This window comes from Deltaproteobacteria bacterium, assembly GCA_016709225.1.
GTDB lineage: Bacteria > Myxococcota_A > Polyangia > Nannocystales > Nannocystaceae > Xiheibacterium > Xiheibacterium phototrophicum.
The window spans coordinates 1,275,041-1,289,705 of record JADJEE010000002.1 but is presented as its reverse complement, the minus strand read 5'-3'; the positions used below and the strand labels follow the sequence as shown (position 1 = coordinate 1,289,705).

At 70.4% G+C, this 14,665-nt stretch carries 13 protein-coding genes; 6 read left to right on the top strand and 7 right to left on the bottom strand.

What is annotated here, in order from left to right:
- The first annotated feature begins 19 nt into the window (after positions 1-19).
- A complete protein-coding gene (locus IPH07_19610; protein ID MBK6919611.1) occupies positions 20-1,645 on the top strand; it encodes a hypothetical protein in 1,626 nt (541 codons plus the stop codon).
- 114 nt (positions 1,646-1,759) lie between these two features.
- Positions 1,760-3,655, top strand: a complete 1,896-nt coding sequence (locus IPH07_19605; protein ID MBK6919610.1) for a sigma-70 family RNA polymerase sigma factor — start codon at positions 1,760-1,762, stop codon at positions 3,653-3,655.
- 87 nt (positions 3,656-3,742) lie between these two features.
- Here IPH07_19605 and IPH07_19600 read toward each other — a convergent pair whose 3' ends face one another.
- On the bottom strand, positions 3,743-4,504 hold the full coding sequence (locus IPH07_19600; protein ID MBK6919609.1) for a hypothetical protein: 762 nt from the start codon (positions 4,502-4,504) through the stop codon (positions 3,743-3,745).
- 109 nt (positions 4,505-4,613) lie between these two features.
- On the opposite strand from IPH07_19600, the gene IPH07_19595 reads away from it, so the two are divergent.
- On the top strand, positions 4,614-5,531 hold the full coding sequence (locus IPH07_19595; GenBank protein ID MBK6919608.1) for a metallophosphoesterase: 918 nt from the start codon (positions 4,614-4,616) through the stop codon (positions 5,529-5,531).
- 13 nt (positions 5,532-5,544) lie between these two features.
- On the opposite strand, the gene IPH07_19590 is transcribed toward IPH07_19595, so the two are convergent.
- From IPH07_19590 to IPH07_19575, 4 genes are all read right to left on the bottom strand, one after another.
- Positions 5,545-7,074: a serine/threonine protein kinase gene (locus IPH07_19590; GenBank protein MBK6919607.1), complete on the bottom strand. Its 1,530-nt coding sequence runs from the start codon at positions 7,072-7,074 to the stop codon at positions 5,545-5,547.
- Between the two features lie 81 nt (positions 7,075-7,155).
- Positions 7,156-7,803, bottom strand: a complete 648-nt coding sequence (locus tag IPH07_19585) for an SAM-dependent methyltransferase (GenBank protein ID MBK6919606.1) — start codon at positions 7,801-7,803, stop codon at positions 7,156-7,158.
- 16 nt (positions 7,804-7,819) lie between these two features.
- A complete protein-coding gene (locus tag IPH07_19580; GenBank protein MBK6919605.1) occupies positions 7,820-9,475 on the bottom strand; it encodes a VWA domain-containing protein in 1,656 nt (551 codons plus the stop codon).
- Between the two features lie 100 nt (positions 9,476-9,575).
- Positions 9,576-9,830 (bottom strand): hypothetical protein, encoded by a 255-nt coding sequence (locus IPH07_19575; GenBank protein MBK6919604.1) that lies wholly within the window; start codon positions 9,828-9,830, stop codon positions 9,576-9,578.
- Between IPH07_19575 and IPH07_19570 the strand changes: the two genes are divergently transcribed.
- The 3 genes from IPH07_19570 (at position 9,829) to IPH07_19560 (ending at position 12,699) form a co-directional block, all read left to right on the top strand.
- Entirely contained in the window at positions 9,829-10,668 is an 840-nt protein-coding gene (locus tag IPH07_19570; protein MBK6919603.1) for a hypothetical protein, read from the top strand. The two genes, IPH07_19575 and IPH07_19570, sit on opposite strands and share 2 nt — an antisense overlap.
- Positions 10,669-10,788: 120 nt before the next feature.
- Complete coding sequence (locus tag IPH07_19565) at positions 10,789-11,274, top strand: hypothetical protein (protein ID MBK6919602.1); 486 nt, start codon at positions 10,789-10,791, stop codon at positions 11,272-11,274.
- A 267-nt stretch (positions 11,275-11,541) separates the two neighbouring features.
- Entirely contained in the window at positions 11,542-12,699 is a 1,158-nt protein-coding gene (locus IPH07_19560; protein ID MBK6919601.1) for a metallophosphoesterase, read from the top strand.
- Positions 12,700-12,730: 31 nt separating this feature from the next.
- Here the strand turns inward: IPH07_19560 and IPH07_19555 are convergent, their stop codons facing one another.
- Together IPH07_19555 and IPH07_19550 are read right to left on the bottom strand one after the other, a co-directional pair.
- Positions 12,731-13,525, bottom strand: a complete 795-nt coding sequence (locus IPH07_19555) for a cupin-like domain-containing protein (GenBank protein MBK6919600.1) — start codon at positions 13,523-13,525, stop codon at positions 12,731-12,733.
- Entirely contained in the window at positions 13,522-14,649 is a 1,128-nt protein-coding gene (locus tag IPH07_19550) for an aminotransferase class III-fold pyridoxal phosphate-dependent enzyme (GenBank protein MBK6919599.1), read from the bottom strand. The genes IPH07_19555 and IPH07_19550 overlap by 4 nt, the downstream gene beginning before the upstream one ends.
- Positions 14,650-14,665: the final 16 nt, after the last annotated feature.

Below are 14,665 nucleotides of genomic sequence, written 5' to 3'. Positions count from 1 at the left end.
AGCCAACGAGACCACTGACGTGACTTCGCTTCCCTCGTCCCCCCTCGCGTGGTGTCGCCGCATCGGCGTGTTCGGAGTGCTACTCGCGGTGCTGTGGCCATGGTCGGCGGTGCGCGCCGCCGAGCCGGTGACGGTGCCCGATGCGGCGGCCGAAACGGCGCCTGTCGGGGGCCGCGGCGGCGACGTGCCCCCGCCGGTCAGCGCCACCGAGACGCAGTGCGGCGACGGCCAGGACAACGACGGCGACACCGTCTACGACTGCGGCGACGCCGACTGCAAGGACGACCGCGCCTGCCAGCCCGGCGGCAACGAGACCGGCGAGGCCGCGTGCCACGACTGGGTCGACAACGACGACGACGGCTACGTCGACTGCGACGACTTCGATTGCAACGGCACCGAGACCTGCAAGGGCTCGTGGGACTCCGCCGCGGGGGTCGGGGTCGCCGGCGGCGCGGGCGGCCCGGGCGACGTCAAGGTCGGTCGCGGTCAGACCGAGGCCGATCTGCTGGGCAAGAACGGCGACAACGACGGCGAGCGCGACAACATCGTCTGCGCCGACGGCATCGACAACGACAACGACGGTCGCACCGACTGCGACGACCTCGGCTGCAAGCTCTCCAGCGAGGTCACGGTCTGCCAGCCGTCGAGCAACTTCCGCCTCAGCGTGGTCGCCCGCGTGGCGCAGAGCTTCGACGTGCAGGAGAAGAAGTCGAACACCGAGTTCGACGTGCTGCAGCTGCGGGCGCTCGGCGAGATGCCGTTCATCCAGAACTCGTTCTTCTTGATCTCCACCCGGCTCGAGAAGACCCCGCGGGTGGTCTTCGCGATGTTCCAGGTGCCGCTGGGCAAGAAGGGCCACTACATGAACGTGAACAGTGGCGGCGGCGGGTTGTCGCTCGAGCTGGTGCGCTCGGTGCACAAGCGCATGCTCGCCGACCCGGCGTTCTACGTGTACAACGCGTTCGAGCAGGGCAACGGCGCCGCCATCGAGTTCGGCGGCCCGATCGACAAGCGCGGCAAGTACCTCTACCGCACGTTCCTGGGCGGCGGCAGCGGTCGCTTCGCCGGCAACATCGGCGGCACGTTCTTCCCCGACAACAACAACAACTACACCTTCTCGGCCGGCGCGCAGTTCTGGATGAACTTCGTGGGCTACTACAACCGCTGGGACACGCCGTTCATCTACACGCCGTCGCCGCTGGCGGTGGCGCTCGCGGTCGGTGGCAAGTACGACCAGCGCTCGCAGGAGCGCTATCCCGCCACCAACGTGCAGTTCATCGTGCGTTGGCGGCGTCTACAGTTCTCGGCCGAGAACTACACGAAGCGCGAGTTGGTCTTCAAGAACTGGCAGACCGCGTACAACGTGCAGCTGGGCGTGCTGGCGATCTCGAAGCGGCTGATGTTCGCGGCCGACTTCGGGCAGTACCTGGCGACCAAGTTCGAGGATCCGCCGGCCGTGCTCGGCTACGACCTGAGGCGGCAGATCCAGGAGCTGCAGTACCGCGCCGCCGCCCACGTCTACCTGTGGCGCGACGTGCTGTACCTGACGGCGATCTGGCGTGACCGCCGGCTCGAGCCGCCCGCCGGCCAGACCGGCATCCAGGTCCAGCAGGACCTGCGCCTGCTGCTGACCTACCGCTGGTAGGCGGCGAAGAAGGCCCGCGCGGGGTCGCCCTGGGGGCGCCCGCAGGCAAGGCCCCAAGTTTTTTTCGCGTGCCCTGTCATGTCGCGGCGGTTCGCCGTGTCATGGGGGCAGACGATGGAGCTTGGTACCGATGCGACGCCGGCGATGGCGATGGGTGAGGGCGGCTTCGCGGCGCTCGTGGACCGCTACCACGCACTCGTGTGCGCGGTCGCGTACGGCGCAACCGGGGACCATGCGCTCTCGGAGGACGTTGCGCAGGACACCTTCGTGGTCGCGTGGCGTGGCCGTCATACCCTGCGCGATCCGTCGCGAGTGCGCCAGTGGCTGTGCGCGATCGCCAGGCACCTCGCGCTCAACACCCGTCGCAGTCGCCAGCACGAGCCGTTGGCGGACGACGCCGCACTGCCGGCCGATGTGGATCTGCACGCGCGACTCGAGCACGCCCAGCGTGATGCACTGGTGTGGCAGGCCGTCGCGGCGATCCCCGAGACGTATCGCGTCGCGCTGATCCTGTACTACCGCGAGGACAAGTCGATCGCCGAGGTTGCGAGCGCGCTCGGCATCACGGAGGCCAACGCGTTGCAGCGACTCTCCCGCGGGCGGCGACAGCTCGAACGCGGCGTCGAGGACCTCGTCGAGCGTTCGCTCGCGTCGAGCAGGCCCGGTCGCGAGCGGCGTGATGCCGTGCTGGGCGCGGTCGCGACGCAGAGCATCCCCATCGCATCTGCCGACGCGGCGCTCGAGGCCGCCCGCGTCAGCGTCGAGTCCGCCTCGTGGAAGGTAGTCATCATGAAAGTTGCAATCGGAGCGGGTGCCATGGTCGCAGCGGTGACGATGGTGCACTGGGGCTGCGCGGGCACTCCCGAACAGGAACCTGTCGCGGCCACGTCGCGGCACACCAATGTCGAGGTCGAGCGTCGCATCGACGATGCAGATCGTGACGCGGCGCAGCGCGGCCAGAGCGAGCAGGTGACGCGAGCGCGGGCCGGTGCCGCCGCCGGGACCACGCGGCCCGAGCTGCCGACGTACCGTCTCTCGATCCTCGACGCCGGCAGCGTCGCGGTGAACCTTGCCGGCGGACCATCGGAGCTCATGAGTGCCAGCGAGGCCCTCGGGATCGAGATCCCGGGTGAGCCCGCGAGGGCCCAGCGGCGCCTCGTCGGCCGTGTCGTCGATGCCTCGGGTGCGCCCGTGGCCGGCGCGGTCGTGATCGCAGGTGCGCACCTCACGATGTCGCTCGACACCTCGGTGTCCGCGCAGGCGGGAGACGAGACCGACGCGCAGGGGCGCTTCGCGCTCGACGTCGCGGCCGACGACGCGTGCGCCGTGCTCGCGCTCCACGGTGCTGGCTGGTCGCAGTTCGAGCGCATCGCGGCTGGGGCCGACGAGGCCACCATCGAGCTCCAGCTCGACGCGCCGGCGCGCGTGCACGGCGTCGCTCGCCGCGGTGGCGACCGACAGGACGGCGCAGTGCTGCTCACCGATGCGAGCCGGAGCGTGCTCTGGTCGTACCCGACCGACGACGATGGTTCGTTCGCGATCGTCGTGCCGCGCGGGGCCTTCACGCTCGGCTTCCGGCCCGGTGAGCGGCACGCCGTGGGTAGTCCGCTCCTGCGCGAGCCGGTCGACCTCCGGGCCGGGGTCGATCTCGAGTGGAATCCCAACCTCGCGGTGGGTACGCGCTTGGTGGTCGACGTGCCCCTGCCACCTGGCGATGCCGAGCGCCTGGGGATGATCTGGGTCGGCGTGGTGCCCGGTCGCGCTGCGCCTGCCGACGCGGCGGCCCTGCGCGAGCTGGCGAAGAAGGACGATACGGCACGCCTGCGGGGCTTCGGCGGCGAGGACCTCGAAGAGCTGTTCGAGTTCGAAGACCTCGCGGCCGGTAGCTACACGGTGTGTGCCGACGCGGAAGCACGCCGCGGTGCGGCCACGGGATCACTCGCGTTCGCGTGCCAGGCGATCACCCTCGCCGAGGGCGAAGACGTGCGCGAGCTGAAGCTGACGTGGTGAGTGGCGAACGGTAGCTAGTCGCTGGCGTCCCCTCGACGAATCCGAGCATCGCAGCTGCTCGGGCGGCGCGAGGTCGCGCGGGGGCGATCACTCGTCGAAGCCGAGCGGCAGCGCGTGCACGGCTGCCATCGCGGTGATGGCGATGCCCTGCAGCTCGGGCTGCTCCGTGGGCGCGACCCAGGCCCACTCGGGGCGCGCGGCGATCATCGCCGCGATCGCGGTGCGATCGCGGCGCAGCTGCAGCACCGGGTCGGGCAGGTGGCGTCGGATGAGCTTGAGCCGCGCGACCCACAGCAGCACCTCGAGGGTGAGCGGCGCGATCGCGGTGGCGCCCTCGGGCTTCAGCTCGCCGCCCAGGTTCTTGTCGAGGCGGCCCTGCGCGAGCAGGTGCCAGCGCGCGTCGCCCTGCAGCTCGCACTCGATGCGGACCTCGTCGTTGGCGACGTCGGCGACCTCGCCGTAGTCGGCGCCCATGGTCGGCAGGCGGTGCGCGGTGCAGGTCGCGGTGTACGAGCGCGCGGGGCCGCGGACGGTGAGCGTGAGGTCGTAGCGCCAGCCGGGCTTGCGCGGCGCGGCCTCGGGGGTGCCGAGGTCCTGGCCGATGGCCTGCTCACGCACGCGCGCGCGCTCGATGGTGAATGGGCCGAGCTCGTACTCGCCGAGGCCGGCGCGCTGGCGCTCCCATCGCGGCGACTTCGCGAGCGTGGGGTCGACGGTCTTGAGCGCCGCACGACGCACGCCGTTGCAGCCGATCGCGGCCAGGCCCACCAGCACCAACGGCAGCACACGGGCGACACCGGCGCGTCCGCGGACGCGGATCGAGTTCGTGGTGGAGCCGGACGATCGCACGCGCGTGGCCCTGACTAGCACTTGGGGCCGGTCGTCGTCACCTGTCGATGGGATGGCCCGCGATGCGGTGGTTTGCGCGCGTGCGCGGCGGCCTGCTAGAAGCGAGGGCGTGCACGTGCCCACCGCAGGACGCATCGCTCCCCGGGCCTGCGCGGCGTTGCTCGCCGCCACCGCCTGCCACGCCGCGCCGGCCGAGCCGCCGGCGTCGCAGCAGCTGCGGGTGGCCCAGCCCGGTGACGCGGTCGAGTTCGCGATCATCGGCGACTTCGGCAAGGCCGGCCCCGCCGAGGCCGACGTCGCCGCGATGGTCGTGGGTTGGACGCCGGCGTTCATCCTCACCACCGGCGACAACAACTACGACTTCGGCGCGGCGTCGAGCATCGACGAGAACATCGGCCAGTACTACCACGCGTTCATCGCCCCCTACACGGGCAAGTATGGCGCGGGCGCCAGCGAGAACCGCTTCTTCCCGGCGCTCGGCAACCACGACTGGCGCACCGTCGATCTGAAGCCGTACACCGACTACTTCGCGCTGCCCGGCAACGAGCGCTACTACGCGGTGTCGTGGGGCCCGGTCGATGCGTTCATCGTCGACAGCGACAGCCATGAGCCCGATGGTGTCGACGCCAATGGCAAGCAGGCGCAGTGGCTCGAGCACGCGCTCGCCGAGGCCGACGGCCCGTGGAAGCTGGTGCTGATGCACCACCCGCCCTACAGCTCGGGCGATCACGGATCGAGCGAGGTGATGCGCTGGCCCTACCGCGAGTGGGGCGCGACCGCGGTGATCGCCGGCCACGATCACCACTACGAGCGGCTCGAGGTCGACGGCATGCTTTACTTCGTCAACGGCCTCGGCGGAAACCCCGATCGCTACGCCGTCCATCAGCCGCTGCCCGGGAGTGCCAAGCAGTACAACGACGACCACGGCGCGATGCGGGTCTACGCCGACGCGCAGGGCATTCGCTTCGACTTCGTGAATCGCAAGGGCGAGCTGGTCGACACGGTGTCGCGCAAGCGCGAACCCTGACGGCGAGCGGCCGTCAGCGCGGCTCAGGGGTGCCCGCGGGCGCGGGGGTCGGTGGCGGCTCGCTCGGCGCCTCGGCGGCGGTCGTCGACGGCGGCGTCGATGGTGTCGGCGCAGCGGTGGTGGGGGCCGGCGGCGGCTCGCCGGTGCTGCCCTCGGCGGGTCGCGTGGGCTCGTCGAGATCGGCGAGCCCGGGCAGCTTGGGCGACGTCGCGTCGGTGTCGCGGTCCTGCTCGGCCTTCGGAAGCGCGTTGCGATCGCCGACCGGGCCCGCGCCCGTGTCCGCCGGCGGCGCGTCCTTCGGCTCGCGATCGGTATCGCCGTCGGTGTCGTGCTCGTCGCGCTGCGGTGGCAGCTCGAGCACCGAGGGTAGACCATCGGCGCCGCTGGTCGCGGGCGGCTGCGGCGGTGCGGCCGGGGGCGCGGCGGGCTCGGCCGCGGTCGTGCCGACCATGCCGGCGTCGACGGGCGCGGGGTCTTCGTCCGCGGGCTGTCGCGACAGCCACACGGCGAGTCCGATCGCGAGCGCACCACCGCCCGCGATCATGCCGAGCGCGAAGCGGGACCACCCACCGCTGCGCGGCTCGGGCAACGGTGCGCGCGTGCGCTCGAGCGCTTCGATGAGCGCGTTCATGTCGGGAAAGCGCGCTGCGGGCTCCCGCGAGAGCCCGCGCGCGAGCGCCTGTCGCACGCCGAGCGGCACGCCGGGCAGCTCGGGCGGCAGGCCCGGCAAGCCCTCGAGCGTCGCGGCCATGAGGGCCGGCAGGTCGCCGCCCTTGAACGGACGATGACCGTAGATCGCCTCGTAGAGCGCGACGCACACGCTGAACTGATCCGAGCGCCCGTCGGTGGGCTGGAACAGGAACTGCTCCGGGGCCATGTAGGCCGGCGTGCCCATGAACGCGCCAGTGGTGGTGAGCGTCGCCGCGAGCGCGTCGAGATCGGGGCGGGCGCGGCCGTCTTGATGCGGCACCACGTCGTCGCCCGCTTGCGTCGCGAGCCCGAAGTCGAGCACCTGCACGGTGCCGTCGGCGCGCACGAGCACGTTGCCGGGCTTGAAGTCGCGGTGCACGAGGCCCACGGCGTGCACCGCCGCGAGTCCGCGCGCGGCCTCGCAGAACACCTGCACGATCTCGCCGCAGGTGCGGTGCTCGGCCGCCAGCCAGGTCTCGAGCGTGACGCCGGCGACGTACTCCATCGCGATCCACACGCGACCGCGGATGCTGCCGACGTCGAACACCATCACGAGGTTGCGATGGGACACGCGCGCGAGCGCTTGGGCCTCGCGCAGCATTCGCTTCTGTTGCTGCTCGGACTCGGAGCCCTGCACCGGTCGCAACAGCTTGATCGCGACCACGCGGCCGAGCTCGGGGTCCTCGGCGGCGAACACCACACCCATGCCGCCCTCGCCGATGCGCTCGCGCACGCGGAAGCGGCCGACGAAGTCCCCGGGCTCGATCGGGCGCTTGTCGTCCTCCTCGACCGGTCGACCGTCCGCGCGGCCCGAGGGCAGCGTGTGGGTGAAGCGCGGGTCGTCGTCGGCCATCTGGGGGGGCGGCGTCGATGATGGTAGCAAGCCGATCGGCCCCGCGCGCGCCGGCGAGCTCGCCTTTGGCGCGCGGGGTGGTCAAGGCAATGTCAGCGTACCCGCCTTGCGCGCACGCTTGGGCGAGCGCTCGACGCCGACGGCCGCAAAGCCGTGGCGATTCGCGACCGCCAACATCGTCCCGACGCCGCAGAACGGGTCGACCACCGTGCGGCACGCGGTCGCGCTGCGCAGGAACTCGCAGATGCGATCGCAAGCCTGCGTACCCATCGCGCGCGACCACGTCATCTCGCCCAGCTCGGGCAGCACATCGGGCGCGCCGTGTCCCTGCGGCAGTCGGCCGTTCACCGAGAACGCGAGCACGTGGGTGTAGAGCGGCCGCCCGAAGCCGAGCGTGCCGGCGGGCTTGCGACACACGATGCGATGGAAGAGACACGAGGCACCGGCCTGGTCGGCGCCGGTGTGCACGAGGTGGCCCTTGTCGATCCAGCGACCGTCGTGCTTGATGTCGCTCTGGTAGAAGATCGCAACCGCATCGGGGTGCACGCGGGTGCAGCACAGCCGCGCGGCGTCGATGAACCAGGTGCGCCAGGCGTCGAGCGTGCCGCCGATCTCGCTGTGATCGGGCATCGAGGTGACGACCGCGTGCGCGGGGCCGAGCTCGGCGGTCGCGAGCCACACGAGCGCGTCGCCGCAGATCACGGTGCGCGTCGGCGCGTCGGGGGTCACTTGCGGTGGTGCGAGCTCAGAGGTCGTCACAGGTCACGCCGGGCGGTCCACGCAGATCGCAGTGCACCGCGATCGACGTGCCCGACGGTACCGGAACCTCCGGCCGTCGTTCCACCACCAGCTCGAGGTTGAAGCCGGTGGTGACGCAGTAGGCCTCCATGTCGTCGACCTTGCGGTTGGTCGAGCCGTCGACGTCGTCCAGCACGCGGTAGCACGCGTCGACGCCGGGGCCAGGGAAGCTCCACACGTCGCCGTTGAGGGCGCAGGGCTCGACCAGGCGATCGGGCTCGCCGAGGTCGGGTGGGAACTGCTCGATGAGCTCGCAGCTGGGCTGCACGCCCGGCGCTGGCTGGAGGTCGAGCACGCAGCCGCCGACGCAGGCCTTCTCGTTGATCTCACCGATGGCACCGGCGATCGACTCGAGCGCGACGCCGTAGTCGTCGGAGCAGACCGAGAACACGTTGGGTTCGTCGGTGGCGAACGCCTCGACCACGCCGCGCAGGCGCACGTCGGGGATGCCCGGCGGATCGTCGATGGTCTCGAGCCCGCGGTTGCACGCCGGGCCGATGCCGAACTCGACGTTGAAGTCGGGCAGGTCCGAATCCTGGAACACGATCTCGTGGGTCTCGGGATAGTCGAGCGGCACACCCGCGATCAGCGAGAGCAGCACCTGGCCCTGGTGGCCGGCGGCCTGGCGCTGCAGCGACAGCTCCTTGATGGCATCGACGTAGCGCTCGGGCGGGTAGAGCACGGCCTCGTCGGGCGGAGACGGTGTGCCGTCGCGGCCCTTGTTCTGCGCGTAGCAGGTGTCGTAGATGCCGGGGCCACCCTCGCAGGTGACGCCCGCGTTCCAGCACGCGCCCGAGGTCGAACGCTCGGGGGTGGTCCAGAACGGCAGGCCCTCGTACTGCAGCCAGGTCTGCTGATCGATCGAGCCCGAGCAATCGGCCTCGTCGGTGAGGAAGATGACCGCGAGCAGGGCGTCGTCGCGCAGGAAGCCACCGTTGTCGGCCTGCAGCACCTGGTACATCGCCTCGAGCGGGCTCTCGTAGCCGGGGCCGTTGATGCCCGGCGGGCCGATGCATTGCAGCGCGTCGGCCATGTCGACGCCGGCCGGTAGGTTGGTGGTGCCCTCGCTCTTCTCGACCCACGGCTCCGACAGTGCGATCGACTCGTAGGCGCAGTGATCGAGGCAGCCGCGCTGGCGCTCGTCGATGGTGCCGAAGGTCCACTCGAACAGGAAGTCCTGCAGGCGGCCGCGACAGCTGGTCGCTCGCAGCACGCCGTCGGCCGCGGTGGTGGTGATGCCGATGCGATAGTTCGCGCCGACCTGCTGTGACTCGAGCACCTCGACGAACGATCGGAAGCTGCGGGTCAGCGTGCCCTGCTCGCCGCCCATCGAGCCCGAGTTGTCGACCACGAACAGGATGTCCACGGCGCGACGCAGGCGGAGATCGATCGGGCACAGGCCGGTGGCGGGATCGCACTCGACCACCACGCCGGTCGATGTGCCGGGTGCGCCGGTCTCGGTCTGACCAGGACCGTCGGTGCCGGTGTCACCGCGATCGTCGCCACTCCCGAGCACAGGACCGAACAGGCCCGTACGCCCACACGACGCGAGTCCGGCCAACACCAACTGGACCCGCGCGACCTCGCGCCACGACCACACCACGGCACGATCATTCGCCACGCGCACGCCGCCGTCAACCGGCGGGGGATGCTCCCGTTCGTGCACGGGGTGATCGCCGGAGGCGGGGGCCTGCGTTGGGCTGCTAGGCTCGCGCCATGCAGACGACGGGGCGATGCGCAGGAACGACGGCGGTGTGGGTTGCGATTGTGACGGCGCTCGGGTGCGGCGGTGGTGGCGGGACCTCGACCGACACCTCCACGGGTGGCGCCGAGTCCACCTCCGACACCGCCTCGACCACGTTGACCACCGACACCAGCGCGAGCGAGGCGTCGGCGAGCTCGAGCTCGACCAGCGCCGAGACGTCGACCACGAGCGCCGACAGCAGCGGCACCACCATGGCTGCGAGCGAGTCGAGCGGCAGCTCGGGCGCAGGGTCGTCGAGCAGCAGCTCGGGTGACACCGAGGGCTGCGTGCCCACCGAGGATGTCGAGGCGACGTGCGACAACCTCGACAACGACTGCAACGGCTACGTCGACGACATCGACGTCGGCGGTGACGGCATCTGCGACTGCCTGTCGATCGGCATCCTCGGCGCGACCGGCTATGCGCCGACCTCGAACTTCGAGGCCTGGCTCACCGCCAACGGCACCTCGGTCACGCGCACGCTGCTGCAGAACCAGCCCGGCGTGGTGACCGACGAACTCCTCGCCGACTACGACCTGGTGATCATCGATCGCGTCGAGCGCGGCCTCGACGACGCCGAGGCGCAGGCGATCGAGGACTTCGTCAAGGTCGATGGCCACGGACTGGTGACGCTCATCGGCTACAACTTCGACAACAACAATCCCGTGCCCGAGGTCGATCGCGCCAACACGGTGGTGGCGCCGTTCGGCCTCGCCTACCAGGGCGGCTACCTGCACGACGACTTCGGCGTCACGCCGACCTTCGATCAAGGCCATCCGATCGGCATGGGTCTGCTCGACGTGAACTACATCGGCGGCGTCGCGCCGGCCGACCTCGAGGACCAGGGCACCTCGGCGATCTTCGCGACCGTGCCGATGGGTGACGCCGGCATCGCCCACGAGACCGCAAGCGGCGGCCGCGTGGTGATGTGGGGCGACGAGTGGGTCACCTTCGACAGCGACTGGGTCGGCTTCGCCGACGTGGAGCTGTTCTGGACCAACGTGCTCGCGTGGGCGCGGCCGCAGGAGTTCTGCGCGCTGCCACCGAGCTGACGGGCCAGCGCGTCGCCGAAGTCGAACAATCGCGGTGACGATCGCGTCCCGCGGATTGCAGCGTACTTGCGGGACGACTCGACGGGCGCCATGACGCAGCCGCACGAAGACACGCACGCCTTGGCCACGACCGCGACGCCGCGCCCCGAAGCGATGTGTCGAGCCCTCTCCGATCGCGTGCTGCGCGGACACACCGGTGCGCTGCTGCTTGCGTGGCTCGTCCTGTCGGTGGTCTTCTTCGGCATCCTCGGCCCTGCGCAGGCGCTGCTCATCAGCGTGCTCTCGGGCGTGCCGCTGTTCGTCGCGGGCTGGCTGACGCACGGCCGGCAACGGCGCGAGCTGCTGCGGCTTTTCCGCGAGGGCGAGCTCGTGTGGGCGACGGTCGGGCCGCCAGCAGCCTCCGAGTACCAGCGGCGGACCGTGGCGGCGTCGTACTTCTCGCTGGCCTTCATGCTCGACGGGGTGCCGCGGCGTGCCGATGCCGGGGTGTTGCGCCAGCAGGTTCCCGCCCAAGGGACGTACGTCGTGCTGTTGGTCTCGCGTGCGACGAAGACCGCGGTCGCGTACCCGGAGCGTGCGACACCGATCCGCGTCCGCGTCCGGTGACGGGCTCCGCTCGAGGGACTTCGGGAACGGCGTCGAGCATCGTGCAAGTCGCTGCCGGCGGCCGTGGCTCGGACGGGTGACGGGCCGCCGCCGGGGTCGGGGATCGGGGCGGCCGGTTCGCGGGTGCGCGCACAGTTTCCGCGAGGTCTGGCCACAGACCGAGCCACGATGGCACGCGCTCCGCGATTCCCACTCGCCCTCGCGCTCACGCAGCTGACGTGCGCGGGCGTCGATTCTGGCTCACAGCCTGTCGGCAGCTCGTCGGCCGTGCCGAACGCCGAAGGCTCGGCATCCGGGCACTCCGGTGAGTCCGCTGGCGCAGCAGCGAGCACCGCGGCTTCGACCAGCGGGTCGAGCTCGGGCGCGACCACTGACGCGGCGGCCAGCGACGGCGACCTCGGCGATACCGATCTCCTGCCGCCTTCGCCGTTCTCGTTCCTCATCTACGGCGACACTCGAGCGGGCGGCGGTTGCGAGGGCAACGCGGCGCATCTTCGGCTCGTCGAGCGCATGGTCACCGAGTCCAACTGGGACTTCGTGGTGCACCTGGGAGACATGACCACGGGCTACGACGCCAGTACATGCTTCACCCACGCGGGGGATTGCACCGAGGCCGACGCTCACGGCAACTTCGCCGAGCAGATCGCACCGCTACGGGCCAAAGACGCCCCGCCGGGTCTGCCGACCGCGTTCATTCCGGTGGTCGGCAATCACGATGACAATCACGATTGGGTTCCAGATGCGTGCGGCGATCGCCTGTGCGACGTGTTCGATGTCTCGGCGCTGCTCGATCACCCGACCCCGGCCGGCGACCCCTGTGGCGCCGACTTTCCCGACCAGCTCTACTACTCGTTTCGCTACCGTGGCGTACTCTTCGTGGTGCTGCGCGTCAACGATGACTACCACGATTTGTTCGCGTGTAACGGCTTCGAGGCCGGCTACGTCGACTGCGCCGATTACTGCGCGAACGCCCCCTCCTCGCCGACGCGGAGCGATCGTTGCTACAACGTCCATCAGTACGATTGGTTGCGCGAGCTGCTCGGAGCCGCCGACGGTGACGCCGAGATTCGTCACCGGATCGTGCTGCTCCACGCGCCGCTGTACACGAGCTACGACGATCACGCGCCGACCGCGTCGTTCGGTGCGCTGGTGCCCTTGCTGGAGGAACACGACGTCGATTTCGTGTTCAACGGTCACAACCACACCTACGAGCGCACGGTTCCGATCCGGGCCGACGACGCAGCCGACGACGGAGTGGTCTACATCACCACGGGTCACGGTGGGAGCGAGGGTGGTGGTCCGCTCGGCGCTTGGTTCACTGCGGCAGCTTCGGGCTCGTATCACTACATGCGGATCGACGTCGACGACGGCGGCGTCCACGGGGTCGCGATCGATCTCACCGGCAACACCATCGACGCGTTCTGAGCGTCGGTACGATTGGCCGCGAGCGTCGTGCTCACCGCGGGAGCCACTCGCGGAGCGCAGCGCAGAGCTCAGCCGGCGATCGATCGGCGGGAGCACGCCAGGAGCGTGAATGCTCGAGCAGCTGGCGGACCGCCTCGACCACCACGTCACTGCGCGATGGGCTCGTCATTCCGAAGCTGAGGGAGATCGACATCTCGTCGAGACAGCTGACCTCGTGCCAGCAACCCGCGGGCACGAACAGCGCGTCACCGGGCCCGAGCACCGCGTCGGCCCGCGGCTCGATGCGTGTGACCGTCTCGAGCTCACGGCGGCACCAGGCGAGCGATGGTGGCACCGTTTCACCGATCCCATAGTTGCCAGTGGGGTACTCCACGCGCGGTGAATCGCTCAGGCACCAGCGCTTTGTGCCGGTGAGTTGGATGCTCACGTTGTCCAAGGCGTCGAAGTGCCACGCCGAGCGAGCACCTGCCGGAGACACGAAGATGCCAGCGTGGCCTCGCACATGCCCCCAGCGGGGGCACAGCTCGGCGAGCGCAGTACGGAGCTCGCCGACGCCGTCTTCGGCCGTCATCCAGTAGAGCGTGTGGCCTCGCGCGAGCCACCGAGGGCCGCGGTCCGCGGTGCAGAACACCCGCTCCTCGCCAGGCAGGCTTCCCCCGAGCACGCGCATCCGAGCGCCACGCGTCGTCAGGAAGCGCCAGGGGTCGTCGAGCAGTCCGGGCACGAGCGCCGATGCCAGGTCCAGCGAGATGCCGGCGCTCGGCCACGGTTGCGCACTCGGCGGGTCCCGCAGCCGTGCGAGCTGGTCGAAGAGTTCCTCGCTCATGTTGGATCGGCTCCCCCAGGCCCTGGCGCAGTGCGCATGGCCTCGAGCACGCGTTCGAGGTCAGCGTCGACGTGGGCGGTGGAAAGGAACATCACCAGGGTCGTGCCATTGACGGCGCGCGCATATACCCCCTCGACCGCGAGATGGAGCGCGGCCAGATCAGCGAGGTGAGGTGCATCGAATACCACCGCGATCAGGGCACCGCGCGCGCTGACACGACCGAGACGGCGTGCGGCGACGACCTCACCGAGCGCAGCGGCGAAGCGGTTCGTAGCCTCGGCAAGGCGGGCGTAGTCCACTTCGCCGCGATCGATCGCTGCGAGCACGGCATCGCAGGCGGCGGTGGCGAGCGCGCTGCGATTGAAGGTTCCCGCCACGAGGCAGCGCGGGTGCACCACCTGCACACCCCGCGCGTCCGAACCTTCGCCCATCCAGGCCTCCGTCGTCGCGAGGATGCCGATGGGATGCCCGCCCCCGAGCACCTTGCCGAGCACGAGCACGTCAGGACGCAGACCAAGTTCGATGGCGAGTGGCCGCGGGCCGAAGCGGAAGCCCGTGAGCACCTCGTCGACGACGAACGCCGCACCGAGCTTGCGTGCGAGCGCGCCGACCTCGGCGAGAAAGTTGATTGGGCACGTGCTCGGGGCGAGCGCCGAGATGGGACTCGCCACCACGGCGGCCAGCTCACTGCCGCGGCGCTCGAGCTCGGCGAGCGCCTCGTCTCCGCCGAATGGCAGCACCATCTGCTCGCTGCTGCGACGCTCCAACACGACGTCGGCGTGCCCGTGGTAGTGGCCCTCGAAACGCGCGACGAGGCGTCGGCCGGTCCTCGCGCGCGCAATCCGAATCGCCGTCATCACCGCCTCGGTGCCCGTCGTCCCGAAGTGAACCACGGGAAGGTCGCAAGCGGTCCGAATCCGCCGTGCGGCGTCGACGTAGCTGCGGCCGACGAGCCCGGCACCCAGGCCGGCAACGAGGGTGGACTGGAGCGCATCGGACAACAGCCTCGACCCGTGTCCGAAGAAGTGGACGCCGAACCCCATCGTCACGTCCACGTGCTCGTGCCCGTCGAGGTCCCAGATCCGACTGCCTTCGGCTCGCGCGACCAGCAGCGGCGGCAGCACGCGTGCGAGTGCGCCG